This window comes from Tenacibaculum sp. DPLXC6 (assembly GCF_056815515.1).
The window spans coordinates 2409168-2433886 of the sequence record NZ_CP141806.1 but is presented as its reverse complement, the minus strand read 5'-3'; the positions used below and the strand labels follow the sequence as shown (position 1 = coordinate 2433886).

Here is a 24719-nt window from a genome sequence, read left to right as displayed (position 1 = left end):
AAATAGTACATTCGTGTAAAATTGATTCCTTTAGCATGGCAACAGAGATAGAGCGAAAATTCTTGGTAAAATCTACTGAGTTTAAACAAGAAGCTTTTCAAAAAAACTACATAAAACAAGGTTTTTTAAATTCAGATAAAGAAAGAGTAGTACGAGTTCGTTTAAAAGACGATACTGGTTTTTTAACCATTAAAGGACCATCAAATGCTAATGGAACTACTCGATTTGAATGGGAAAAAGAAATTGATAAAAAAGAAGCTGAAAGTCTTTTTGATTTATGTGAAAAAGGTAGTATTGAAAAGTATAGATATTTAGTAAAAATTGACAGTCATACTTTTGAAGTAGATGAGTTTTTAGGAGACAATAGTGGATTGCTTATTGCTGAAGTTGAATTAGAGAATGAAAATGAAAGTTTTACAAAACCTGAGTGGTTAGGTAAAGAGGTTACTGGAATTACCAAATACTACAACTCCAACCTAAGTAAATTACCTTATAATAAGTGGTAAAAAGCTGTTTGAAAAATTTTCAAACAGCTTTTACTCCCCTAATTAAAACTCTTTTCTTATTTTTTTAGAATACTAAGAGTTTTTACTTGTTTTTCTGACTGTATCTTTAACAAATACATACCTTCTTTCTTTAGTATACTTTCATCTATTAATATAAATGTAGAAGGGGATTGAATCTCTTTACTATGTACATGTCTTCCCAATAAATCATACACATCTAATCGAATAGCTCCATCTTTTGAAATACTGGAAATATCAATTTTTGTTTGTGTTACAAATGGGTTAGGTATTGCAGAGATAACTCCACTATTATTTAACTTTTCATCGTTAGGTCCTACAACTCCACTTCTTGTTACTGTTGTAATTGGCAAATTGGCCGTTTTATTGTAAGCATAATCTGTCAACGTATAAGATAATCCATCGTTTGCTACCAAAACATGAAACCATCCATAGTGTATGTTTCCGTTTATTTTAAAAGTAAACCCGATAAAACCAGTCTTTCCATTCCAAGATGTATAATTGGACGAGCTAATTGTATAAGGACTAGAGTTTGTTATAAAGTTACTTGGCGTTCCAACAGAAACCCCTTCTGCTAAATAAGACACGTTACTAGTTGTTCCTTCACAAACAATATTTTTATTGTAAGTTTCTAATCGCACTGAGTTGCTAGTATACCAAGCTCCATAATCTGCATCGTCTCCTACTTCAATTCTAAAAAACTTCCAAGGATCACTTGAGGTTACCGTTAGGTCATCTATATCAACATATACAATATCATCATTTGTACTACACGGTTCACAAGAACCTCCACAGTCAACTCCTGTTTCATCTCCATTTTGAATTCCATCACTACAGTTTCCATCACCAATAACAACCTTATAATCCTCTACCTCTCCATAACTAAACGATTCACAAGACGTAGGTATACTGTTATATTTCATAGACACTCTCATTCTAGTATCTCCTGAAATTGCTGAACTAGGCACAGTAAATTGCCCTGTTACTGAAGTATCTTTTGACGCTGCTTTACTCCAAACTTGCTCACCTGCATCTATAAAATCTCCGTCTTGATTATAATCAATCCAAACACTATATCCTTCAGAATAAACAGTACTACTCCAGCTTGGTGTTATGGTTATTGTATAATCTCCTCCTTTTGATAAGTTAGTTGATACTGTAGGTGTATAATCTTCATATCCGCCACTTGATCCTGACGAACTATTACTAATGCTATTTAATTCAACTTTACTAATGAATTCATCATTTACACTCTTTCCGTTGGAATCACAATATACCACTGCACAAGGCTCACAAGAACCACCACAGTCTACACCAGTTTCATCTCCATTTTGAATTCCATCGCTACAAGTAGCCCCTGTATTTCCATCCCACACTTTACTTCCAGCTTTGATTGCTCCAAAAGGTTCTGTACTATATGCATAATCTAGTAACGTATATGACGTGCCGTCATTGTTAACACTAACTCTGAACCAACCGTAATTAGTTTTTCCTGTGTATAATTCTAATTGAAAACCTATATAAGCAGTTTTACCATCCCAAGAGGTATAACTTGCATTTCTAATTACATGCAAATCAGGATATGCGCCTCCATCAACCCAAGAACTTTGTTGATCAATCACTGTATTCAACTCAATTGGTTTCACATTTCTAGTTCCGGATTGACATACTAATGCCTTTTTATATGTTTCTAATATTAATGAGTTATTCTCATAAAAAGTTCCAAACCAACTACTACTAGCGCCATCTATTGCAAAAAACGTCCATGTGTTTCCTGAATTAGCTATGTAATCTTGGTTATCAAAATACACCACTTTATAAGGATCATAAAAAGAAAAATCAAACGTTACTTTACTAGAGTTCAAAGAGGATGTTCCTCCAGAAATTGCAGCATCTTTAAACGTAATAGAACCAGTCGTATTATTTGATTTAGAATGATTTGTTACTTGTCCTATAAATTTTACACTTAATGTTTTATTATTAAGTACAGTTACTTGAGCTGACAACCCTTGAGGAAGATTAGCATCAAAATGAGTTCCAGAAGTTAAACTTCCTGAAGAAACTGAGAAAGTAGCTCCTTCAATAGATATGTTTTTGGTCTCATCAACTATTGAACCATCATTTGATAATGCTTCTTCTACCGTAGTAGAGTCTACTATTAGAGATGCTCCATTTAAATTTACTCCTGTAGCCGTTAGGTTTGCAGGTTGCCACAAAGGCTTACGGGCTGGATGCTGTAATGCTGTAAGCATTCTATCAATTTGTCCTTGTGTAAACATTTTTCCACAACCAGCAGCAGCATCGTACCCCATGTAGTTTTCATAATTAATTAAATTACCACAATCACTTGCTCCAACCGTACATCCATCATCTCCTGAATTAGAATCTTCTTTTGGAGTATCATCTACATAATCTCCATTTGGGTCATTACACCCACCTTCAAACGTATGTATAAGGTTTAACCAATGACCAAATTCATGCGTTAATACCGAAGCAAACTCTTTATCCGTATTCCCATGAATGTATCGTCCATTATAAACTACTCTAGCAGTATTATTATCAGACATTGCAGTATTTGGATACCATGCAACGCCAGAATTTGTTGCGCTTCCATCAGCATATAAGTCTCCCATAATGTATACATTCATATACTTATAGTTATCCCAAGCGTCTGCTGAAATTTGATCGTCATAACCACCTCCGTTTCCATATCCTGATTTTTCTGGATAAAAAACCACGCCATTAGTACTACCTCCGTTAGGATCTATCTTTGCTAAAGCAAATCTAATACTAAGAGTACCTCTTCTTCCTGAAAAAACAGGGTCAACGGTATTAAAGTCATCATTAAGTCCGTTAAAATCCTCATTCAATTTATCTAACGCAACTTTTATTTTATCATATGTTACAGTTTGTCCGTGCTGAACTGAACCATAAACATGTACAACCACTGGAATGGTATAAGTCTCTCCAACTTTATTAAAAAGTGAAGTTTGTTTTTTTCTAACTACATTTTTTGTGTAGCTGTTAAATTTGTCAAATTCTTTTTTTGATTCGGGGTATTTTAAAAATACCTTTTGATTTTCACTTGTAACCTTACAGTCTTGAGCTGGCGCAGTCTCAACACAGAAAAACAACAAAAAGAAGAAGGGTAACAAAATATTCTTTTGTCTCATAATTGATTGATTTTAAATTACTTAAAACAAACCTACAGTTATAAATCAAATCAATTTGATACAATACTAACCAATACAAACAATAAATTACCTATAACAAGTTTTTTAACTTTAATTTTACAGATATTTTATTTTTTTACCGTAAAAAGTTAGTCAATAAAGAAAATAGCTAAAAAATGACTCAAACTACCCAACAATACAAAAACATGGAAGGTTGCATGACTATACTTTATTTTTTTTAAGGAATAGAAAATAGCTCCAACGGTATAAAAAACTCCACCAAGAAAAAGATACGACAACCCTTCATTTGATAAATTTTCCATTAAAGGTTTTATTACAAAAACAACTTGCCATCCCATTAATAAGTACAACGCAGTTGATAGTTTATCAAACCGTCCTGTAAAAAATAACTTTAATACAACTCCGGTAATGGCAAATAACCAAACAAAAATAAACATATACCAACCTAATTTTGATGGTAATACAACTAAACAAAATGGAGTATATGTTCCAGCAATTAATACATAAATAGCTGCGTGATCAAAAATATTAAGTCTCCTCCTAAGCTTAGGTTTTTTTGCAGCATGATAAAAAGTAGATGCTGCATATAAAATTACTAAACTCAATCCGTAAATACAGAAACTAGCAGCTTTCCAAAAGTTATGATAACTTAGTGATTTTTGGATAAGAAAGGGAAGAGCTACTATACTTAGTAGCAAACCAAACCCGTGAGTAAGGATGTTTAATCTTTCTTCTTTTTCGCTATAAAAGTGATTTAAATTCTCGCTCATTGTTAGGTCGATTAGTATCCTTCATATACAACTCATCATTTATTAATTCATTGTATATCACATCATATGTTTCTTCTTTAAGTTTTTTCTTATCCTTAGCTTTTAAGTTATCCGTTTCAATAAATGCGCATTGTTTTACTCTAAGTATTCCTGGAGATCCTTTAAAAAAATCCCAAGAAAATAAACGTTTTCCATCATAATACACTTGAGGAACAATCGGTATTTGGTGCTCGATAGCTAAGCTAAATGCTCCGTTTTTAAACGGTGCTAAAACAATGTTTTCAGCAGGTACTAATCCTTCAGGAAAAATAGCAACACTTGTTCCATTCTTTAACCTACTATGAGCTTCTTCGTATACTCTTTTTCGGCTTTCTAAATCACTTCTATCAACTACAATAACCACTTTTTTGTAAAAGAAACCAAAAATTGGAAATTTTGCTAATTCTTTGTTCCCAACGAAAACTATTGGGTTTTTACTCATAGCTATTAGAATCCATGGATCTATAAATGACGCATGGTTAGCACAAAACATATAACTTTTGTTTCGATCAATTTCTTGCTCTTTTTCAACTTTTAATCGGAACCCCATTCCGTAGATTAAAAAATAAGCCCATGCTCTTACCACCTTCCAAAAAACTGGATAATACTTTTCATCTGAAGTTAAAACCAGCATAAAAGGCGCCATTATTAATATTGAAACTACAATTAGTGTGTAGAACCAAACACGCCAAATAAAACGAATAGGAAAAAATATATACTTCAATTCTTCTAAATTATAATCAACTAACTAACCTTGTACTTCTTCTATCAAAAAAATTTAGTATCAAGGTTCCCCTAATATGCGAATGTAGTAATTTCTTTTGTTTGATAAATTTTAAGCTTATTTTTGCTCACTTAAGCAAGCACTTATTTAAAAACATTTCAAAACAGACTTATGTCAAGAATTTTAACAGGAGTACAAAGTACAGGAACCCCACATTTAGGGAATTTATTAGGAGCAATTTTACCTGCAATTGAAATGGCAAATGATTCTAAAAACGAATCGTTTATTTTTATTGCCGACATGCATTCTTTAACACAGATTAAAGACGGAAACGAATTGCGAGAAAACACCTATAGTGTTGCGGCTACTTGGCTTGCCTGTGGTATTGACATTAATAAAACAGTATTTTATCGCCAAAGTGATATTCCTGAAGTTACTGAATTAACTTGGTATTTAAGCTGTTTTTTTCCATACCAACGTTTAACATTAGCACATGGTTTTAAAGATAAAGCTGATCGTTTAGCTGATGTAAATGCTGGGCTATTTACATACCCTATGTTAATGGCTGCGGATATTTTATTGTATGATGCTGAAGTTGTTCCTGTAGGAAAAGATCAATTGCAGCATTTAGAAATGACACGCGACGTTGCTAACAGGTTTAATAATATTGTGGGTGAAACTTTAGTTCCACCTCAAGCAAAGATAAATGAAAACACAAAATTAGTTCCTGGAACTGATGGTGAAAAAATGAGTAAATCACGAAATAATTTCATCAACATTTTCTTACCAGACAAGAAGTTACGTAAGCAAGTTATGGGGATTCAAACAGACAGTAAAGCTCTAGAAGATCCAAAAGATCCAGATACTGATAATGTTTTCGCTTTGTATAAATTATTAGCTTCTGAAGAGCAAATAGCTGAAATGCGTACTAATTATGAAAATGGAGGTTATGGCTACGGACATGCAAAACAAGCTTTATATGAATTGATTATCGATAAGTTTGCTGATGTACGTGCTAAGTATAATCACTATATGGAAAACCGTAATGAAATTGATGAAGCTTTAGCTGTAGGTGCAGAAAAAGCTCGTTTAATTGCCAAAGATGTACTACAGAGAGTTAGAGAAAAGATAGGATACTAATTATATATCATCTAGTAAATAAGTCATTTTATCCTTAAAAAATCAGGAGTATATCCCTATGAAAAAAAGGGAATAGGTAACCTTTGTTAGTTGTGTTTTTTGATAGTTTTACACTACTATTAACCTCAAACTAACATATTATGCCACATTATGCACAAGGAACTACAGGATGGACAAAATTGAAAGGTTATCAAGCTTTATGGGATCCTAAAATTGATTTGGGTAAGTTTTACTTTACGACATTTCAGGGGAAAAGACAAGAAACTCCATATATGACAGCTGATAATTTTGCTAGAGTAATTGATATTCTAAGAAATGAAACTCCAGTATATGGAAACGCAACTACTGGCTCTGTAACCACGCAAGGAGAACTTGTTGGTGAAGAGGAGAGCTAGGAGGTTTAAATATCATAATTAACTAAACCCAGAATAAATTTATTCTGGGTTTTTTATGCTTATTTTTATAAATTCACAACATGAAAAAATTATTAATTTTAGTATTCTTAGGAATCGTTGCCTGTAGTACTCCAAAAGAAAAAACACAAATAGTAGAAGCTTCATGCGGTCAATGTAAGTTTGGTTTAGATAGCCAACATGGCTGTGATTTAGCTGTAAAAATAGATGGACAAGCCTATTTTATTGATGGTGCACACATTGATGATTATGGTGATGCCCATGATAAAAATATCGGTTTTTGTAATGTTGTTAGAAAAGCAGAAGTTACTGGAAAAATTGAAAACGGAAGGTTCAAAGCTACCTCTTTTAAAATAATTGAAGAATAGTTTTAAACAAAAAAGATAAAAAAACCGAAGTAATTACTACTTCGGTTTTTTAATTTTAAATTCTATTCAAGTTATGGAGCTGGATTCGGAATAGCTTTGTGCACCGCTTCTATCTCTTCTAAAATAGTATCAGACAATTCAATATTAATAGAATTAATATTCTCTTTTAACTGACTCATTTTTGTAGCTCCAATAATATTGCTCGTTACAAATGGCAGCTGATTGATATATGCTAATGATAGTTCAGTTAACGTTAATCCGTGTTTATTCGCTATTTTTTGATACTCTAAAACTGCTTTTTCCGAGCCTTCATTTTTATATCGCGCAATAAAACGTGGAAATAAAGTTCCCCTTGCTCCTTCTGGAGTTTTTCCATCGATATATTTTCCTGTTAATACTCCTTGTGCTAATGGAGAGTACGCTAACAAACCTATATTTTCTCTCATCGAAACCTCAGACATTCCAACTTCATACCCTCTATGAATTAATGAGTATGAGTTTTGAATTGTCACCATTCTTGGTAAACCATGTTGTTCTGCAGTTTGTAAGTATTTCATCGTTCCCCAAGGTGTTTCGTTAGACAAACCAACGTGTTTAATCTTTCCTTGTTTCACAAAATCATTCAGCGTTTCTAAAATTTCTATATGCTTTTCAGCTTCTTCTGCAGAGGTTTTATACGGATAATCACGTACCCCAAAACAATTTACACCACGATCTGGCCAATGCAGTTGGTATAAGTCGATATAATCGGTTTGTAAGCGTTTTAAGCTACCTTCAATTGCTTCACTTATATTCTTTCTATTGAAACCACCTGTTCTAATATGAGCTGTGTAATCACCTCCACCTGCTATTTTAGACGCTAACACTACTTTCTCTCTATTTCCTGTTTTTTTGAACCAAGAACCTATAATTTTCTCAGTTGCCCCATATGTCTCTGGAGTCGCAGGTACAGAATACAATTCCGCAGTATCAAAAAAGTTCACCCCTTGTTCTAAGGCATAATCCATTTGTTCATGACCTTCGGCTTCTGTATTTTGTCGTCCCCATGTCATAGTTCCTAAACAAATTTTTGAAACTTTTACATCGGTATTGGGTAGTGTTGTATATTTCATATTATTCTGTAATTATTAAAGGCTTACTTTACTGCAAACCAATAGTCATTTCGAAAGAGTTTCGATTGAGAAATCTTTAACTTGAAAGTTACTTCCTTAATGAGATTTCTCGCTACCGCTCGAAATGACGAATTATTTTAAAATTGCTTCAATTCCTGGTAAGGTTTGTCCTTCTAACATTTCTAACATCGCTCCTCCACCTGTAGATACATAACTCACTTTATCCGCAAATCCGAATTGTTTTACAGCAGCAACCGAATCTCCTCCTCCTACTAACGAGAAAGCTCCATTTTTAGTAGCTTCCGCAATCGCATTTCCTAAACCAATAGTTCCTTGGGCAAATTTTTCCATTTCAAAAACACCTAAAGGCCCATTCCATAAAATCGTTTTAGACTTTGCGATAACTTCAGCAAACTTTTCAACAGTTTTAGTTCCACAATCTAACCCCATCCATCCATCAGGAATTTCATTCGTGTCTACTACTTGTGTATTGGCATCTTTTGAAAAAGCATCTGCAATAACTGCATCTACTGGTAAATGAATTTCTGTATTGTTTTCTTTTGCTTTGGCTAATATTTCCAAAGCCAACTCTAATTTATCGTCTTCAACTAATGAGTTTCCAATTTTTCCTCCTAAAGCTTTGATAAACGTAAATGTCATTCCTCCACCAACAATGATATGATCTACTTTTTCGATAATATTTTCAATCACTCCAATTTTAGACGACACTTTTGCTCCTCCTAAAATAGCCGTTACTGGTTTTTCTGAATTGTTTAATACTTTATCAATACTTTCAATCTCTGTTGCTAATAAGTTTCCGAAGCATTTATTTTCTGGAAAAAATTGTGCAATAATTGCAGTAGAAGCATGCGCTCTGTGTGCTGTACCAAAAGCATCATTTACATACACATCTCCCCATTTAGACAATTGTTCAGCGAAAGTAACATCTCCAGATTTTTCTTCTGAATAAAAACGTAAGTTTTCTAATAATAAAACCTCACCACTTTTTAAGTTTGTAACCACATCTTCAACAGTTGAACCAATACAGTCATCTACAAACTTAACTTGTACACCTAATACTTCTGTTACCTTACTAACAATATGACGTAACGAAAATTGATCTTCTTTTCCTTTTGGACGCCCTAAGTGAGACATTAAAACACAGCTACCACCATCTTCTAATATTTTTATAATAGTTGGTTTTGCTGCTTGAATTCTTGTATCGTCAGTTACTTCAAAAGTATCGTTTAATGGCACATTAAAATCTACACGGATTAATGCTTTTTTATTTTCAAAATTGAAATCGTTCAATGTTTTCATCTTAAGTTGTGTTCTGTTTCAGCTAACAAAAATAATTATTTAAATCTGATTGGTTTCTATTCTTTTTGAGCTTTCAATCTTATATCTTTGTTAAACTTACATACTGGAGATTATGAATACAACTTCTATAAAAATAACTTCGGATAAACTTAACCTACAAGATTGTTACAATTTTGTAGATGATCCTTCTTGCGGTGGAATTGCTGTTTTTGTAGGCACCGTTAGAAACGCTACGCAAAATAAGGAAGTGACTCAATTAGATTTCTCTACTTATAAACCAATGGCCATAAAAGAAATGCAAAAAATTGCAGATGCTGCCTTAGAAAAATTTGGTGTTACCAAAATTGCCATTCACCATGCAGAAGGTTTGTTAACTATTGGTGATATTCCTGTAATTATTACGGTTTCTTCTCCACACAGAAAAGCTGCTTTTGAAGCTTGCCAGTATGCTATTGACACCTTGAAAGAAACAGTTCCTATTTGGAAAAAAGAATTTTTTGAAGATGGTGAGGTTTGGGTAAATGCACATCCTTAAAAATGTTATATTTGAAATGAAGTCATTTCTAACAACGTAAAATGAATGTGAGAAGTTTTACATTGGGGCATTAGCTCAGTTGGCTAGAGCGTTTGACTGGCAGTCAAAAGGTCATCGGTTCGACTCCGATATGCTCCACTATTTTTTTTATCATGATTGAATTTACTACGGCTACTAACCAAAAAGATTTGCTTCAGATATTGGAATTGCAACAACAAAACTTACCCGAAAAATTATCAGAAACAGATAAAAAAAACAAGGTTTTGTTACCGTTCGTCATGATTTAGAAATACTACAAAAAATGAACGATGTACACCCGCATATCATTGCTAGAAATGATGGTAAAGTCATTGGCTATGCTCTTTCAATGTCTAAAGATTTTAGAAATGACATTCCTATTCTCATCCCTATGTTTGACGAGATAGATACAACTTCAAAAGGAGCTAAACCGTATATTTTAATGGGGCAAGTATGTATAAACAAAAACTTTCGTGGAAAAGGTGTTTTTAGAGGATTGTATACTAAAATGAAAGAAGAATTCACTGGAATATACCATTCTATTATTACTGAAGTAGATGAAGAAAATATGCGTTCAATGAATGCGCACAAAGCCATTGGTTTTAAAACGTTAAAAACCTACAGAAGTAACAATCATGACTGGGAAATTATTTATTTAGAGATTTAATAAGGTAAATCGGTAGGCTCAATAAAATTGATTGTCGGGTCGTATAATTCCGTTAACAGATTCTTTATTTCAGCCATAAATTCTTCTAATTTTTCTTGTGTAATGGAATTATCAGGCTTTCGGTAGTTGGATGAAAAATTCATTTGTAAAAAACCACTTTTTAAGTTTTTAAACGAAATTATTCCTGCTGCTAATGGTTTTTCAAAATTAAACTGTGTGTATTGCGTATACAAAAACGCATACAGCATCACCTGAATAGCTTTGTGGTACTTTAAATCTCGTATAGTTTCAAAATCGAGTACTTTTAAGTTTGTACTATCCACCATGCCTGTTTTATAATCGATAATTCTAGTAACTCCATTGAGCTCATCAATACGATCTACAATTCCTTTTATTTTTATAGGAAAGTTAATTCCTTCAACCATAATTTCTGAAGATAACTCTTGCTCAGTAGCCACTACTTTCAGTTCATTGTTTTCGTCTTTTAAGAGTTGTTTTTCTTTAGCTAAGAAATTCTCTACAAAACGATTCGCAACTTCAAAAATCAATCGATTCTTTCCTGTGGTTAAATCTCCATTTTTAAAATGTTTTGAGAAATAAAAAGTTACGAGTTCTTTTGTTTTTTTCTGCATATTCTCAACATCTCCTGCTTGCAGAAATTTACCTTCAAAGGGTTTATATAATTCTTCCAAGGTATCATGCACAACAGTTCCCATAGTATTTGCAGCAACCGTTTCTTCAACGTCGTCTAGTTCATTAATTTTTAAAATTTTCTGCTTGTAAAAAGCAATCGGATTATACAAATAATTAGTTAATGCTGATGGAGAAATTCCTTTTTGAGCTAATTCTTGTAAGCGTTCTAATACTTTTTCTTCTTTTTGAATTTCTTTTAACTGCACAGGTGATGTTACTACTTTAGGACTTATAATTTTTTCTGTAATATCATCTCGCATCATTTCTAACTGCGTTACAAAACGGCTTTTCTCTCCACTTCCAAACACATCATGCTCTGTATTATACAAAATGTAAATATTTTTTGCACGTTGTAGTAATCTAAAAAAGTGGTACGAGAAAAGTGCATCTTTTTCTCTATAGGTTGGCAATCCAAACTCTATTTTTACATCAAAAGGAATAAAAGTGTTTTGCTGTTGATTGGCTGGTAAAATCCCTTCATTTACTGAAGTTATGATTACATTTTCAAAATCTAACACACGTGTTTCTAACACTCCCATTAACTGTAATCCCTGTAATGGTTCTCCCTGAAAGGATAAACTTTCTGACTGGATTAATTGTCTAAAAAATTGATGCAAAGTTTTTAAGTCTTGTACATAACCAAATTCATTATGTAAGTTTTGCAGCTGAGTAAACGCGGTGTAAAAACGGAATAAATATTCTTTTTCTAGTTCATTCGCATTCTCTTTTAGCAAATTAATCAACTCTATTATTCTGTTTAAAAATTCACTAATTGATGAAAACGGATTAAAAACATTCTTTGTAATTTTCTTTATTTCTTCACTTACAGGGGATAAAAAAGTAACTATTTCTTCTTGACTAACAAATGTGTTATTTTCTTTGGCTACAGCTTCTGAAATTACATCTGCAATATTCTTTTCTTCATTTAACTGAAGTAGTGTATAAATTGTTGCGTCTTTTACTAACCTGACTACATCTTTATGATAAAAAAGGTTTTCTTCCTTCTTTTCTAACTTTTCTTGATTGATAAATAAATGAAAGATTGCAAAAACTAAACTTGTTGTAGGAATATCTTTTAGCGGATATCCCATTGTAATATTTACCGCATTTACGGTTTCTGGTAATGAATTTAAGGTAATCGGCAACAGTGTTTCATCTGCCAACACCAATGCTGTGTTATTATAATTAGGAAGTTTGGCTAAAATTTCACCTGCATATTTTATCTGTGTAATGTTTTTAGAGGCTCCAATTACTTCAATATGTTTCTCTTCTGAAAAGTACTCTTTAATAGTTTGAATTGGGTATTGTTGATAGTATTTCCAGCGAGTTTTGTACTTTCTTAAAAAACTTCCTGCTTGGTGTTGACTCTCATAAAACGTTTTATCAATATCCCAATAGGCTTCTGCTTTTCCGTTTAATAAGAATTGTTCAAACAAGAACTCTTCCGCAGCATTTAAAGCATTAAACCCTATAAAAAAGTACTTTTTTTTATGATTTTCACTAATGAAGTTTTCTACTTTTTTGGTTGCTTCTCTATACAAAACTCCTTGATATCCGATATTATTTTCAAGTAAAAACTGATAAAAAGCATCATAATATTTGTTCAACTTTTCCATGAAAGCAAAATGATCTTTCATCAGTTCAGTTTCTTGAAACTCTCCTTTTACCGACCATTTTCGTAAGCGATGTATATCGCGTAAATACACAAAGATTTCTCGTGTATTGATTAAATGCTGATCGATTTCATTAAAGTCTTGTAACACCGTAAATGCCCAAGATGAAAACACATCAAACGAATCAGGATTTTCTTCTTGCTCTTTGTAAATGGTATAAAAATGGAAAAGAAGTTGAACAGCATCTATCTTTTTCATTTCAGAAATTTCTTCAACGAAATCACCAATATTTATAATTTCTGGTAAGAAGCCTGCAGAAATTTTATTTTTAAACGTTTCTTTTACAAAAACTCCCGCCCTTTGTGAAGGCAGCACAAACACAACATTCTCAAACGATTTGGTGCTTTGTAAAATAGTATCTAACGTTTCTGAAATAAAAGACTGCATTTTTTATAAAATGATTTTAGCTTGAATCGAAAGTACAATTTTTATCCTATTTTTGAGAGTACAAATAGCCTATATTCATGAACACAACGAATCACTTAAGAGTAGCTTTGATTCAATCGGATTTAATTTGGGAAAATCCAACAGCAAACAGAAAACAATTTGAGGAAAAAATAAACAGTTTGACTGAAGATATCGACTTAGTTATTTTACCTGAAATGTTTACTACTGGTTTCACTATGAATGCTTCGGATATTGCTGAAACTATGGAAGGTGAAACAGTACAATGGCTACAAAATTTAGCTCAAAAAAAATCTATAGCTATTACTGGTAGTATTGTTATTCGTGAAAATGACCATTTTTACAATCGATTGTTATTCTTGCATCCTTCAGGAAAAATAGACACCTATGATAAAAAACATACGTTTACCCTAGCGGGTGAACATGAGGTTTTTTCTGCAGGAACTAATAGAATTATAGTTGACTATAAAGGCTGGAAGATTTGTCCGTTAATTTGTTATGATTTGCGCTTTCCTATATGGGCTAGAAATACTGAAAACTATGATTTATTGTTATATGTGGCGAGTTGGCCTAAACCGCGTATTGAAGCTTGGGATAGTTTATTAAAAGCACGTGCTATTGAAAACATGAGTTACACCATTGGTATGAATAGAGTAGGAGTAGACGCCAACGGTTATGAATATACTGGTAATACGGTTTGCTATGATACTTTAGGAAACTGTTTAGCTAAAAATAATAAAGGAGATGAAGAAATATTGGTTGTTGAATTAGATAAAGATGAACAAATAAAAACTCGTAATCGATTTCAATTCTTAGATGATAGAGACGAATTTATACTTCAATAAAAAAGCAACCTATTAGGTTGCTTTTTTATTTTTATGCAGGAATCATCCATTTAAAATTGAATTTTGTATCCGGTACTACGATACGTTCAGTGATTCGGTACATTCTGTCTGGTAATTTCATTAAGAAATCTCGTGCTTTTTCTGCTTCTGGAGTTAGATTAGTAATCTTATCTATTTCCCAAGCTTCATTTAGTTTTCTTACGATATCAACATAATCAAAACCAGTGTACACACCTATTCTTTGCGCAACGGTTGAAAAATCATCAAACAGACTTCCTTTCTCTCCAAATGACTCTCTTAAATGCATTGCAGGCATTACAATTTTATGCTTCATCATGTGTTGAAACGCTAACATCATTTCACTTGGATCAATCTTAAAGATTTCTTTTACAAACTCAGTATATGCTAAGTGGTGACGCATTTCATCTCCTGCAATAATTCGAGACATTTTTGCCAAGGCTTTGTGTCCTTTTTTCTTTGCTATTTTAGCAACGTTTAAGTGCGAAACATACGTTGCTAATTCCTGAAAACTTGTATACACAAAGTTTTTGTAAGGATCGGTAGCCGTACCAATATCAAATCCGTCAGCAATTAAGTGTTGTGTTGATACTTCTACCTCACGCATGTTTACTCTTCCAGATAGGTATAAGTACTTATTTAACACATCTCCATGACGGTTTTCTTCAGCGGTCCAAGCACGAATCCATTTTGCCCAACCATTATCTGGTTGTTGTGTTACTCCATCTAAGTCTAATAACCAAGATTCATAAGTTGGTAAAGCTTCTTCGGTAATAGTATCTCCTACTAAAACCACCCAAAAATCATCATCAAGCTCTTTTGATAGTTCTTGAATCTCTTTTACTTCTTCTATAAAAGAATCTTGTTGTGAATTGGGTAAAAAATCGGTTGGTTGCCAAATTTTTTCAATTGGCATTAAGAACTTGTCTACAAAACTGTCTATATTTTTTTCCAGCGTTTGCATTACTTCCTTTCGAATGTTTTGTATTGACATAATTTACTTTAAGGGTTTATATTTATTGTTGTTTGTTTTCGTTTAGTATATCCCAGACTTTACAGCTGTTTCTGTTTTCAAAATTAACTCATCAAACGGTAAACTGCCTACTTTTATTGGTTCGTGGGTTTTTATCTTTATCGGGCTTCCAATTCCTAACGGGAATTTTCCGTATTTAAATACTTTCCACGAGTTATTAATTGATATTGGAACAACATAAGCTTCTGGATTGTATTTAGCTATCATTTTAAGCCCATTAACAGAAAATGACTTAGGTTTTCCTGTTCTACTTCTTGTTCCTTCCGGAAAAATAGCCGCAGACCATTTATTCTCATTTATGCGTTTCGCAAATTTTCCTAATTCTGACAATGCTTGTTTGGCGTCTTTTCTATCAATTAAAGCCGCTCCTCCATGTTTTAAATTGAAGGAAATACTAGGGATTCCTTTTCCTAGCTCTTTTTTTGATACAAATTTTGGGTAGTGTTTCCTAAGATACCAAATAATTGGCGGAATATCAAATGTACTTTGATGATTTGCGACAAAAATTAAGGTTGTATTTTCTGGTAAATCCTGTTTATTTTCAAACTGAACTCTAATTCCTAATATCAATAATGATTTTATAAGGAACCAATTCATAATATTTACTACGTTCTGGTGTCCTTCTTGTCCAAAGAGCTTAAGACCTAACCATTGTAATGGATGAAAAATTAATAATAAAGAAAAAAACACCAATGCAAAGATTGATGAGAGTATATAACTTAAAACCTTCATTCTATTAGTTGTTTTGTTATTTGCTTAGTCTTTTATTTAATAAGTTAATCATACCGATTTCATTATTAAAACATTACTAGTGCGCAAAAATAGAAAATCCCGCGGAAGCGGGACTATAATTTTATCTTAAAACCAATTGCTCCAAGGAATTCTTGCGAGAATTAGTACTAAAGCTAAACCATAAAAGATGGTAAAGGTTTTAAACTTAGCTTCGCTTTTTACTTGTTTTTTATGTTTTGACCAACCTATAGTGATTAACACGATGGCAATTATCATGGTTAATGGGTGCTCAATAGCCAATAGTCTTGCCATTGGTTCTTTCATTACTTCTCCTCCATTAGCTTTTAAGGCCTTATACCAAGGGGACATAAAATACCATCCTAAACCTATTAATAGTTGAATATGAGTTGTAATTAAAGTAAACAACCCTAAACGAAACTCTTTATGGGTAAATTCTTTTTTTTGTACTAATCCTATAATAGCATTTACAACAGTAAAAATTAAAACTGCCAATACAATATATGCCCAATAAGAGTGCAAAGTTTTCATCATGATTTTATACATTTTTAGTTAGTGTAAAAATACTGAATTTTCTGCATAAAAAAACCACCTCAATTGAGGTGGTTTTTGAATTTATTTTTTCTTAAAGTTTGACATTAAAAAGTATAAGTCAACCCTAAGTTCCAAGTTCTACCATAACCAAAAAACACTCTGTTAGAAGTATTAATACCATTCCAAGTTGTATCTCCAGGACGAGCAGCATTATTTGTATCTGCTTCTGAAATGTATAACTCATCTGTTAAGTTATTTACGTTAAAACGTAACCCTAAAGAGTTATCATTCTTAAAAGTATACTTGTACGAAATTCCAGCATCAGTTAATGAATAACCAGGCAATTTTAATGATTCAGAATCCTGAGAAGTGAATCCATCTGCATCAATAGATCCATACAAGTTGGCTACATAGAACTGGCTGATATCAAACTTCAACCCTTCAGTGATTTTATAATCAAACCCTAGTCTGAAAGTAGTATGAGGTACATCTCCAACTTTTTTATCTTCCAAGTACAATGTTTTCTCTTGTTCCACTCCTCCTACAATAATTGGGTTATTAGATTCATCAAAATAAGTTGCAACAACATCAGAACCATACTCATAATTACCGATTGATCCCATTAAGTTAACTGTTAAGTTACCAAATTTAGCTGTTGCCTCTAACTCAACTCCCATATGAATTTGCTCAACTCCTTGTAAATTAGCTGTCCCTCTAATATCATCTCTATCATCACTAGGTGTATTATTAATATCAAATTCACCAGATGCTGTCAAAAATCTATCTTTCCAAGATGTTCTATATAAGTTAATGTTTACGTTATAGTTTTCGTGTCTAAAACCATACCCTACTTCAAGGCCTAAAATTTTTTCGTTGGTTAACCCCTCACTTACAGTATTAGAGTTATAATCTGGGAAAACAGCATCAAATAAAGGTTGCTTAGAATAATAACCTGCATTTGCAAACACATTGTGTTGTTCATTTATATTCCAATTAATTCCACCTTTAATATTACCTCCCCAAAGGTTTTGCCAATCCGATGCCTGCTCTGGGTCAGAATCTAAATAGTTAAAGTAATCTATTCTTTGGAATCCTTGACGAGAAACTGCTCCTTGAATAAATGCAGAGATATTATCTTTACTATACTCTAACTGAGTAAAAGCTCCCATCCAATTTACTTTTCCGTCATTATAATAATCTATTTTTTGTTCATCATCTACACTTTTGAAAACATTCCAAATATTTGAAATTTCTGGAGCGTATGTCTCAGTAATTACAGCTCCATCAGGGGTATTTATATTATCATAATCAACATAACTATCAGCTCCCATTAAATCAACTAACCTCCTATAGTGAATTCCTTTGTAAGTTCTTAAATCAACTCCAAAATCCAATGTTAACTCATCAGTTAGTTTAGTATTGAAGTTTGAAATTGCTCCAAACCAGTTATGAGAATTCATCGAAGATCTTTGAGAAATACCGTTATCACTTCCGTATTTACCTTCACCTGTAGGATGACCATCATTACCTGTATTAACATACGCTCCATTGAATTGACTTCTCATAGTAGGGTCGTTATATTGTCCTCCACCAAAATCAACTACCTCTTCTCCTCTGTTCCATCTTATAATATCATCAATGCGAACTAAACCATTTTCATCTTTTAATTTAGATCCAAAAGACTGATTTCCATTAATACGTCCAATAGACCCAACTGATCCTCCTCTCCCTAAAGAGGCATATAATACTGTAGACAATTTAGAATTATCGTTTATTCTCCAATCCCAGTTTAAAGAAGCAACAGGCTTGTGGTAAAAGTTCCCACTAAAAGTTTCTTCTTTACCGTTTCTATACCCCCAATCAGAGTTATACTTCCTGTTAGGGTCAACTCCATCACCATAATTAATATAATCATTTAATGAAGGTGCATAACCTCTACCGTTATGCCTTTGAGGAGCTCCTGTTACCGTGAACTGAAAGTCGTGATTTTCATTAGGTTTGTAACCTAAAGCTAAGTAGAAATTATATCCTTCAAACTCAGTACCATCAACATAACCATCTCCAGCCACTCTACCGAACAAAGCTGAAACAGATAAACCATTTTCTAACAAACCTGTATTGTAAGAAACGGTTGTTTTTAAATAATTATCATTTCCTACACTAGCATAAACTCTACCTCCTTCTTTTTTATCAGCAGAACTAGTTAATACGTTTATAGTACCACCAACAGAAGAAATAGCTAATTTAGAAGACCCTAAACCTCTTTGCACTTGCATAGCAGAAGTTACATCAGATAGACCAGCCCAATTAGACCAATATACCCAACCATTTTCCATATCATTAACAGGCATCCCGTTAATCATAACAGCTGTATTTCTTTGGTCAAAACCACGAATATTAATTCTTGAATCACCAAAACCACCACCTTGCTTTGTTGCATAAACAGAAGGAGTAGTATTTAAAATTTCTGGAAACTCCTTAGATCCAAGTTTTTCTTGAATTTCTTCAGATTTAATAGTAGATACAGCTACTGGAGTTTTTCTATCTTTTGCAATATCAACAACCCCAGTGATAATAACCTCTCCTAATACATTGGAAGGCTCTAAAGCAATAGTTCCTAAATCAGAAGCTCCAGAAAAAGACACTTCTTTGTTAGTATACCCAACAAACGATACTACTACTGCTCCTGTGTTTGAGCTAGCGTTTAGTATAAATTTTCCATCAAAGTCAGTTGCTGAACCGTTTGTAGTCCCTTTTACTACAACGTTAGCTCCTGGTAATGGTTCCCCCATTTCGTCAACTACTGTACCAGTAATTTTTGTTTGACCTAAAACTGTAGCTGTTACAAAGAACAAAGCTACAAGTAATACATTTTTAAATGTTTTCATTTTTTAATCTAATTGTTATTAAATGCAGGTGCAAATATCCTGCTTTTCATTAGTGCTAATATTAACTTAATGTTAAGTTTTAACAATAAATTAAGACCCTACAACATCTAAAAAAAGCTATTTAACACTGAAAAACAACACATTACACCCAACCTTAATTGTTAATAAAACCTATATATAGGTTAAAAAACGTAAAAGAGATACGATTAGGTAGAATTTAATCGTTTATAAGTTTTTTTTGGGCTAGTTCTTTTCCTAATTCAACACCAAATTGATCGTATGAGAATATATTCCATAAAACTCCTTGAGTAAAAATTTTATGTTCGTATATAGCTAAGAGCATTCCTAAAGAATAAGGTGTTAATTTTTTAAAAGTTATTGAATTACTAGGGTGGTTACCATTAAACACTTTATAAGGTAAAAGTGTATTTATTTGGTTTAGTTGATTATTAACCTTTAATTCTAAATGAGCTTCTTCTTTAGTTCTTCCAAAAGCTAAAGCCTCTTGTTGAGCAAAACAATTTGCGAGTAACTTTTCGTGATGTTCTTCTAAACTATGTAAAGACTCTTTAAATCCAATAAAATCAACTGGTATTAATTTTGTTCCATGATGCAATAGCTGCATAAAAGCATGTTGTGAATTCACTCCCGTTCCTCCCCAAACAATAGTTCCTGTTTGGTAATCAACTCTATTTCCATTTCTATCAACATCTTTACCATTGCTTTCCATCACAGCTTGTTGCAAGTAAGCTGGTAACCTCTCTAAGTACTCACTGTAAGGTAATACCATTTCTGTTTCTGAACCAAAGAAATTATTATACCAAACACTTAAAAAAGCTAATATAACTGGTATGTTTTTATCAAAGCTTGTAGTTCTAAAATGCTCATCAATTTTTTCAGCTCCTCTTAACAGTTTTTCAAAATTATCAAAACCTAAGGATAAAGAAATCGATAGACCTACAGTTGACCAAAGTGAAAATCGACCACCAACCCAATCCCACATAGGGAATATGTTCTTTTTGTCAATTCCAAAATTTTCAACAGCTTTAATATTACATGATACAGCTACAAAATGCTTAGAAACATCAAAAACAGTAGCTGATTTTAAAAACCAATCTCTTATTGTATTAGCATTATTAATTGTTTCTTGAGTTGTAAAACTCTTAGAAACTACAATAAAAAGCGTTGTCTCTGGATTTATCTTTTTTAAGACTTCAAAAACATGATCTCCATCAATATTTGACACAAAATGTGTGTTGAGTTTATTTTTGTAGAATTGTAATGCTTCTACAACCATTTTAGGTCCTAAATCTGATCCACCTACACCAATATTAACTACATCTGTGATGGGTTTTCCTGTATACCCTTTCCACTTTCCTGAAATAACTTTATTACTAAAGGCTTTCATCTTTCGTAAAGCTGTTTTAATTTTAGGCTTTACATCTTTACCATCTACAAAAATAGGAGCATCAGAACTACTTCTTAAAGCTGTGTGTAATACTGCTCTATTTTCCGTAACATTAATTTTATCTCCTGAAAAGTACTTTTCAATAGCATCTTTTAATTTGACCTCTTCAGCTAAGGAAACTAACAAATCAATTGTTTCTTGGGTTACTCTGTTTTTAGAATAATCCACAGACAATTCGTCTAAACAAATAGAAAACTCATCTTTTCTATTTTTATTCTTACGAAACAGTTCCTTTAACTCATAACCTTTCGCCTCATTAAAATGTTTTGTTAACCTCTCCCAAGCATTAGTTCTTGTAGGATTTATATTCTGTAATGGCATAATTAATGTGTAGCTAAAATTTCTTTTTCTTTAAATGAAAGTGGTTCTGGTTGTGGTAATTTTATACTGTCTAATTGTCTTTTTAATGGTTTTATATATTCTAAATATGTGGGTTTTATTTTAGGATCTAAAGGTTCTGCTGAGGGTAATTTTTCACGAAACGGATCCACTTGTCTTCCATTTTTCCAAAAACGGTAGCAGACATGCGGACCACTGGTGTTTCCTGTCATACCTACCCAACCAATAATATCTCCTTGTTTTACATAATCGCCAACACGCACATTACGCCTTTTCATGTGTAAATATTGTGTTGTATAAGTACCATTATGCTTTATTTTAACATAGTTTCCATTCCCTCCCCTTCTCGCAGATTCTACAACAGTACCATTTGCTGTAGACATAATTTCCGTTCCATACCTAGCTGCAAAATCAGTTCCTTTATGGGCCCTCACTCTGTTACCATAAAGTTTTATTCGCCTTCTTAAATTATAACGTGATGATATTCTGTATTGAAATTTAATTGGAGATTTTAAAAATGCTCTTCGTAGCATGTTTCCTTCTTGATCGTAATATTCAGGAATTTTTTTTATTGAATCGGCTACATATCTGTACGCATACAAATCTTCTCCATTATGCTTAAAAATAGCAGCTTTTACTTTACCATACCCAACAAAGGTTGTATCGTTTATAAACTTTTCTTCAAAAATTAATTTAAATGTATCTCCTTTTTGTAAACGATAAAAATCTAGTGTCCAAGCATAAATATCTGCTACTGTGTTGGTAAGTGTTGGTTTTAACTGTAAACTATCCATTGTTATGGATAAATTAGAGTAAATCTTACCTGCTATTTCTTTTTCAACAGTCTTAATCTTTTTTCTATGTTTATATGCAGATATTATAGAATCTTTAAAATCGATAATAGTAGCTTCTACTTTGTTGTGTTTATAAATAAAAACCTGTGCTTGATCTAAACTGTCTTTTGAAGCTAAAATTGTGTACGCTTTTCCTGATCGTATCCTTCTTACATCAAAAGTATCTTTAATTCTGGTTGCTATTTCGTTAATTTTAGGATACATTACATGATGTCTATCCATAATTACCCCAAAACTTTCTCCATTCTTTATAGTATCGTTAATAACCTTATAATTATCTAAATTAAAACCATAAGCTATAATAGGCTTTGGTTTTTCTATTTTGATAGGTTCTTGTACGACTACTTTCTTTTCTTTTTTACATGAAAAGAAAAGACATGAAATAATGAATGTAAGAATGAATTTTTTCAAAAAAAAGCTGCTTTAAATTTGAGTTTATGCGCAAAAGTACAAATAAATACTATTTTTCCTCCCACTTTAACAATTCTTAAACAGCTTATATAGTTTTTTTAATCTACAACTATTTCAAAAGGGTTTGCTAATCCTTTATAAGCATCTAATTCTGCACGTAATGATCCAACGGCTAAAGAAGCTTTCATTTTTATTGGTATTTTATTGTCATCTGCTGAAATCCAAATAGTAACACTTTCTTTTGCTTTAAAAACTCTACCGGCTTGAACCAATGGTCTAAATTTTTGTGTTTTAACCTTACCAAACTTTGTTTTTAATGTTTCGTGCCCCAAAAATCGTAATTTAAACGGGTAACTTTTATTATCGAAAAACATATCAAGCTTGATTTCATCTCCTTTTCTTAAGTTTTTGGTATTCTGACTTCTTAAAAAATAGAAAGTAGAAATCATGTCTTGAGGTGATCTAACAGAAATTAATGTATCTTTTTGCTTACGGAAATCTTGAACGTACGCTGTGTTTTTTTTATGATTAAAGGTTATATGACGATTCTTTTTATGACCTCCTTCATCTATTTTTCTTTTGAATAAATAAGGTTGCACTTTGTCAATTCCAAAATAACTTTCATACCTGTCTTCAACCTTAAAAAACCAACTTATAACACCCGTTGTTTTACCTGTTCCTACAGCATGTAGTACTTTTTGGTTATTTAAATTCTTTTCTTTTAACTGTAAAACTGCTGTTCCTGCTTTTAAAAACCCACTATAGCTCATATCAAAACGAAGCCATTCTCCGCTCTTATAAGCTGTTGGTTTACTTTGTGCAAAAAAACTTTGTGCAACTACTAAAAATGTAAAAAACAATATTCTTTTTCTCATAATGTTCAAACTTATGAAAATTGATAGACAATTACCGTTCCAAAAATTAAAAAAAGCTGTTTAACAGAATATTAAACAGCTTTTATCTTATAGTTACTAGAATTTAAAACGTTCCCCAGTTTTCTAATTCTTCTTGGCTCCATAGGTATGGAAAGAAAATTCTTCTTTGATATTTTGGGTGCAAATATTTACGCCAATTACTACCTCCTGTGGCTTCTAGGTCTCCATCGCTTCCTCCTAAATATTTCCCAGCTGCATTATAATGTGCCATTACCCATTTAACATTTACAGTATAATCGTAATGACGCATTGCTTTTATTAGCTCTTCATTTTCTTGAACTTCTTCAGGTAATTGCTTGAATTTTTTTGAAAGGTTACAGTCATTATAATCTTCCATAAAATCTATAAATTCACCCATATACTTTTTCTCAAACAAATTTAATAAAGTTGTTTTTTGACCTGTTGTATAATTTTTACCTGCTGCTTGCCAGTATAAGTGATCATAGGCATTTTTAAATGATGAATTTCTATCAATTGTATCTCGATAACGTGCATCTATCAAATTAATAAGGTCTGTAGAGGCAAATTCAATTTTACGGTATTGTGCACTTTGAAAACCACTTGCAGGCGTTAGTGTATTGCGGAATTTTAAGTATTGTTCTACATCCATTCCGTCACCCATAACTGTAAAAGAACTACATAACATATCAAAATAACGACTGATACGCATTAAGTGTTTTGAGAACTTATCTGCTGTAATTTCTTCTGCTTTTGCTACTTGGTCAATTTCCCACAAAATCATTTTAAACAACAATTCATTCACTTGATGATACATGATAAAAACCATTTCATCTGGCAACGTAGTTCTAGGAATTTGTAGTCCTAGTAGCGCATCTGTTTGTATATAATCCCAATAGGTTATAGGCTCACTCCAAAGCAACCCTTCTAACATTGCTTCAACAGGAACACCCAATTTATCGTATTTTTCTTCTATTGCTTTTAATATTTCTTCTTTACTCATTTGTTTGTTCTTTTATAATTGTTCTACATTCTTACTCTTTAGCTTAAGTAAGTTTTATGAGAAAGGAGATTTTATATTTAAATACCTA

21 protein-coding genes and 1 tRNA gene are annotated in these 24719 nt (G+C 32.4%); 8 read left to right on the top strand and 14 right to left on the bottom strand.

Features of this window, described 5'->3' with window-relative positions; all coding sequences use genetic code 11:
- The first annotated feature begins 35 nt into the window (after positions 1–35).
- Positions 36–506 (top strand): CYTH domain-containing protein, encoded by a 471-nt coding sequence (locus VCM48_RS11020; RefSeq protein ID WP_482270539.1) that lies wholly within the window; start codon positions 36–38, stop codon positions 504–506.
- A 56-nt stretch (positions 507–562) separates the two neighbouring features.
- On the opposite strand, the gene VCM48_RS11015 is transcribed toward VCM48_RS11020, so the two are convergent.
- From VCM48_RS11015 to VCM48_RS11005, 3 genes are all read right to left on the bottom strand, one after another.
- On the bottom strand, positions 563–3697 hold the full coding sequence (locus tag VCM48_RS11015; protein WP_482270538.1) for a M43 family zinc metalloprotease: 3135 nt from the start codon (positions 3695–3697) through the stop codon (positions 563–565).
- 149 nt (positions 3698–3846) lie between these two features.
- Positions 3847–4488, bottom strand: coding sequence for a PAQR family membrane homeostasis protein TrhA (trhA, locus tag VCM48_RS11010; RefSeq protein ID WP_482270537.1), 642 nt, complete (start codon positions 4486–4488; stop codon positions 3847–3849).
- Positions 4460–5251, bottom strand: a complete 792-nt coding sequence (locus VCM48_RS11005; protein ID WP_482270536.1) for a lysophospholipid acyltransferase family protein — start codon at positions 5249–5251, stop codon at positions 4460–4462. Before VCM48_RS11005 ends, trhA begins: the two co-directional genes overlap by 29 nt.
- Positions 5252–5422: 171 nt before the next feature.
- On the opposite strand from VCM48_RS11005, the gene trpS reads away from it, so the two are divergent.
- From trpS to VCM48_RS10990, 3 genes are all read left to right on the top strand, one after another.
- Positions 5423–6391: a tryptophan--tRNA ligase gene (trpS, locus tag VCM48_RS11000; RefSeq protein WP_482270535.1), complete on the top strand. Its 969-nt coding sequence runs from the start codon at positions 5423–5425 to the stop codon at positions 6389–6391.
- 140 nt (positions 6392–6531) lie between these two features.
- Positions 6532–6786: a hypothetical protein gene (locus tag VCM48_RS10995; protein WP_115899774.1), complete on the top strand. Its 255-nt coding sequence runs from the start codon at positions 6532–6534 to the stop codon at positions 6784–6786.
- 80 nt (positions 6787–6866) lie between these two features.
- The gene (locus VCM48_RS10990) at positions 6867–7172 is read left to right on the top strand and encodes a DUF6370 family protein (protein WP_482270534.1); all 306 of its coding nucleotides are present in this window, start codon (positions 6867–6869) and stop codon (positions 7170–7172) included.
- A 71-nt stretch (positions 7173–7243) separates the two neighbouring features.
- On the opposite strand, the gene VCM48_RS10985 is transcribed toward VCM48_RS10990, so the two are convergent.
- Both VCM48_RS10985 and VCM48_RS10980 read right to left on the bottom strand, forming a co-directional pair.
- Positions 7244–8284: an NADP(H)-dependent aldo-keto reductase gene (locus VCM48_RS10985; protein WP_482270533.1), complete on the bottom strand. Its 1041-nt coding sequence runs from the start codon at positions 8282–8284 to the stop codon at positions 7244–7246.
- 132 nt (positions 8285–8416) lie between these two features.
- Entirely contained in the window at positions 8417–9604 is a 1188-nt protein-coding gene (locus VCM48_RS10980) for a phosphoglycerate kinase (RefSeq protein WP_482270532.1), read from the bottom strand.
- A 112-nt stretch (positions 9605–9716) separates the two neighbouring features.
- On the opposite strand from VCM48_RS10980, the gene VCM48_RS10975 reads away from it, so the two are divergent.
- The 3 genes from VCM48_RS10975 to VCM48_RS10965 all read left to right on the top strand — a co-directional run bounded on the left by VCM48_RS10975 (position 9717) and on the right by VCM48_RS10965 (position 10824).
- Positions 9717–10139, top strand: coding sequence for a molybdenum cofactor biosynthesis protein MoaE (locus VCM48_RS10975; protein WP_482270531.1), 423 nt, complete (start codon positions 9717–9719; stop codon positions 10137–10139).
- Between the two features lie 64 nt (positions 10140–10203).
- Positions 10204–10277, top strand: a tRNA-Ala gene (locus tag VCM48_RS10970).
- Positions 10278–10440: 163 nt separating this feature from the next.
- Positions 10441–10824: a GNAT family N-acetyltransferase gene (locus tag VCM48_RS10965; protein ID WP_482270530.1), complete on the top strand. Its 384-nt coding sequence runs from the start codon at positions 10441–10443 to the stop codon at positions 10822–10824.
- On the opposite strand, the gene VCM48_RS10960 is transcribed toward VCM48_RS10965, so the two are convergent.
- Positions 10821–13577, bottom strand: coding sequence for a PD-(D/E)XK nuclease family protein (locus VCM48_RS10960; RefSeq protein WP_482270529.1), 2757 nt, complete (start codon positions 13575–13577; stop codon positions 10821–10823). The two genes, VCM48_RS10965 and VCM48_RS10960, sit on opposite strands and share 4 nt — an antisense overlap.
- 77 nt (positions 13578–13654) lie before the next feature.
- Here VCM48_RS10960 and VCM48_RS10955 point away from each other — a divergent pair, with 77 nt between their 5' ends.
- Positions 13655–14440, top strand: coding sequence for an amidohydrolase (locus tag VCM48_RS10955; protein ID WP_482270528.1), 786 nt, complete (start codon positions 13655–13657; stop codon positions 14438–14440).
- A gap of 31 nt (positions 14441–14471) precedes the next feature.
- Here the strand turns inward: VCM48_RS10955 and VCM48_RS10950 are convergent, their stop codons facing one another.
- The 8 genes from VCM48_RS10950 to VCM48_RS10915 all read right to left on the bottom strand — a co-directional run bounded on the left by VCM48_RS10950 (position 14472) and on the right by VCM48_RS10915 (position 24631).
- The gene (locus VCM48_RS10950) at positions 14472–15452 is read right to left on the bottom strand and encodes an acyl-ACP desaturase (RefSeq protein ID WP_482270527.1); all 981 of its coding nucleotides are present in this window, start codon (positions 15450–15452) and stop codon (positions 14472–14474) included.
- Positions 15453–15494: 42 nt separating this feature from the next.
- Complete coding sequence (locus VCM48_RS10945; protein WP_482270526.1) at positions 15495–16223, bottom strand: lysophospholipid acyltransferase family protein; 729 nt, start codon at positions 16221–16223, stop codon at positions 15495–15497.
- A gap of 126 nt (positions 16224–16349) precedes the next feature.
- On the bottom strand, positions 16350–16772 hold the full coding sequence (locus tag VCM48_RS10940; RefSeq protein ID WP_273693727.1) for a hypothetical protein: 423 nt from the start codon (positions 16770–16772) through the stop codon (positions 16350–16352).
- A gap of 107 nt (positions 16773–16879) precedes the next feature.
- Positions 16880–19663 (bottom strand): TonB-dependent receptor, encoded by a 2784-nt coding sequence (locus VCM48_RS10935; protein WP_274638986.1) that lies wholly within the window; start codon positions 19661–19663, stop codon positions 16880–16882.
- A gap of 217 nt (positions 19664–19880) precedes the next feature.
- A complete protein-coding gene (gene pgi / locus VCM48_RS10930) occupies positions 19881–21452 on the bottom strand; it encodes a glucose-6-phosphate isomerase (protein WP_482270525.1) in 1572 nt (523 codons plus the stop codon).
- Positions 21453–21454: 2 nt separating this feature from the next.
- On the bottom strand, positions 21455–22735 hold the full coding sequence (locus VCM48_RS10925) for a peptidoglycan DD-metalloendopeptidase family protein (RefSeq protein ID WP_482270524.1): 1281 nt from the start codon (positions 22733–22735) through the stop codon (positions 21455–21457).
- 98 nt (positions 22736–22833) lie between these two features.
- The gene (locus VCM48_RS10920; protein ID WP_124587729.1) at positions 22834–23610 is read right to left on the bottom strand and encodes a DUF3108 domain-containing protein; all 777 of its coding nucleotides are present in this window, start codon (positions 23608–23610) and stop codon (positions 22834–22836) included.
- 103 nt (positions 23611–23713) lie between these two features.
- Positions 23714–24631, bottom strand: a complete 918-nt coding sequence (locus VCM48_RS10915) for a tryptophan 2,3-dioxygenase family protein (protein WP_099214810.1) — start codon at positions 24629–24631, stop codon at positions 23714–23716.
- Between the last annotated feature and the right edge of the window lie 88 nt (positions 24632–24719).

Excerpts from the sequence above, each read along its gene's own strand:
- VCM48_RS11020 (WP_482270539.1), top strand. The coding sequence starts at position 36 with ATGGCAACAGAGATAGAGCGAAAATTCTTGGTAAAATCTACTGAGTTT.
- VCM48_RS11015 (WP_482270538.1), bottom strand. The coding sequence starts at position 3,697 with ATGAGACAAAAGAATATTTTGTTACCCTTCTTCTTTTTGTTGTTTTTC.
- trhA (WP_482270537.1), bottom strand. The coding sequence starts at position 4,488 with ATGAGCGAGAATTTAAATCACTTTTATAGCGAAAAAGAAGAAAGATTA.
- trpS (WP_482270535.1), top strand. The coding sequence starts at position 5,423 with ATGTCAAGAATTTTAACAGGAGTACAAAGTACAGGAACCCCACATTTA.
- VCM48_RS10995 (WP_115899774.1), top strand. The coding sequence starts at position 6,532 with ATGCCACATTATGCACAAGGAACTACAGGATGGACAAAATTGAAAGGT.
- VCM48_RS10990 (WP_482270534.1), top strand. The coding sequence starts at position 6,867 with ATGAAAAAATTATTAATTTTAGTATTCTTAGGAATCGTTGCCTGTAGT.
- VCM48_RS10985 (WP_482270533.1), bottom strand. The coding sequence starts at position 8,284 with ATGAAATATACAACACTACCCAATACCGATGTAAAAGTTTCAAAAATT.
- VCM48_RS10980 (WP_482270532.1), bottom strand. The coding sequence starts at position 9,604 with ATGAAAACATTGAACGATTTCAATTTTGAAAATAAAAAAGCATTAATC.
- VCM48_RS10975 (WP_482270531.1), top strand. The coding sequence starts at position 9,717 with ATGAATACAACTTCTATAAAAATAACTTCGGATAAACTTAACCTACAA.
- VCM48_RS10965 (WP_482270530.1), top strand. The coding sequence starts at position 10,441 with ATGAACGATGTACACCCGCATATCATTGCTAGAAATGATGGTAAAGTC.
- VCM48_RS10960 (WP_482270529.1), bottom strand. The coding sequence starts at position 13,577 with ATGCAGTCTTTTATTTCAGAAACGTTAGATACTATTTTACAAAGCACC.
- VCM48_RS10955 (WP_482270528.1), top strand. The coding sequence starts at position 13,655 with ATGAACACAACGAATCACTTAAGAGTAGCTTTGATTCAATCGGATTTA.
- VCM48_RS10950 (WP_482270527.1), bottom strand. The coding sequence starts at position 15,452 with ATGTCAATACAAAACATTCGAAAGGAAGTAATGCAAACGCTGGAAAAA.
- VCM48_RS10945 (WP_482270526.1), bottom strand. The coding sequence starts at position 16,223 with ATGAAGGTTTTAAGTTATATACTCTCATCAATCTTTGCATTGGTGTTT.
- VCM48_RS10940 (WP_273693727.1), bottom strand. The coding sequence starts at position 16,772 with ATGAAAACTTTGCACTCTTATTGGGCATATATTGTATTGGCAGTTTTA.
- VCM48_RS10935 (WP_274638986.1), bottom strand. The coding sequence starts at position 19,663 with ATGAAAACATTTAAAAATGTATTACTTGTAGCTTTGTTCTTTGTAACA.
- pgi (WP_482270525.1), bottom strand. The coding sequence starts at position 21,452 with ATGCCATTACAGAATATAAATCCTACAAGAACTAATGCTTGGGAGAGG.
- VCM48_RS10920 (WP_124587729.1), bottom strand. The coding sequence starts at position 23,610 with ATGAGAAAAAGAATATTGTTTTTTACATTTTTAGTAGTTGCACAAAGT.
- VCM48_RS10915 (WP_099214810.1), bottom strand. The coding sequence starts at position 24,631 with ATGAGTAAAGAAGAAATATTAAAAGCAATAGAAGAAAAATACGATAAA.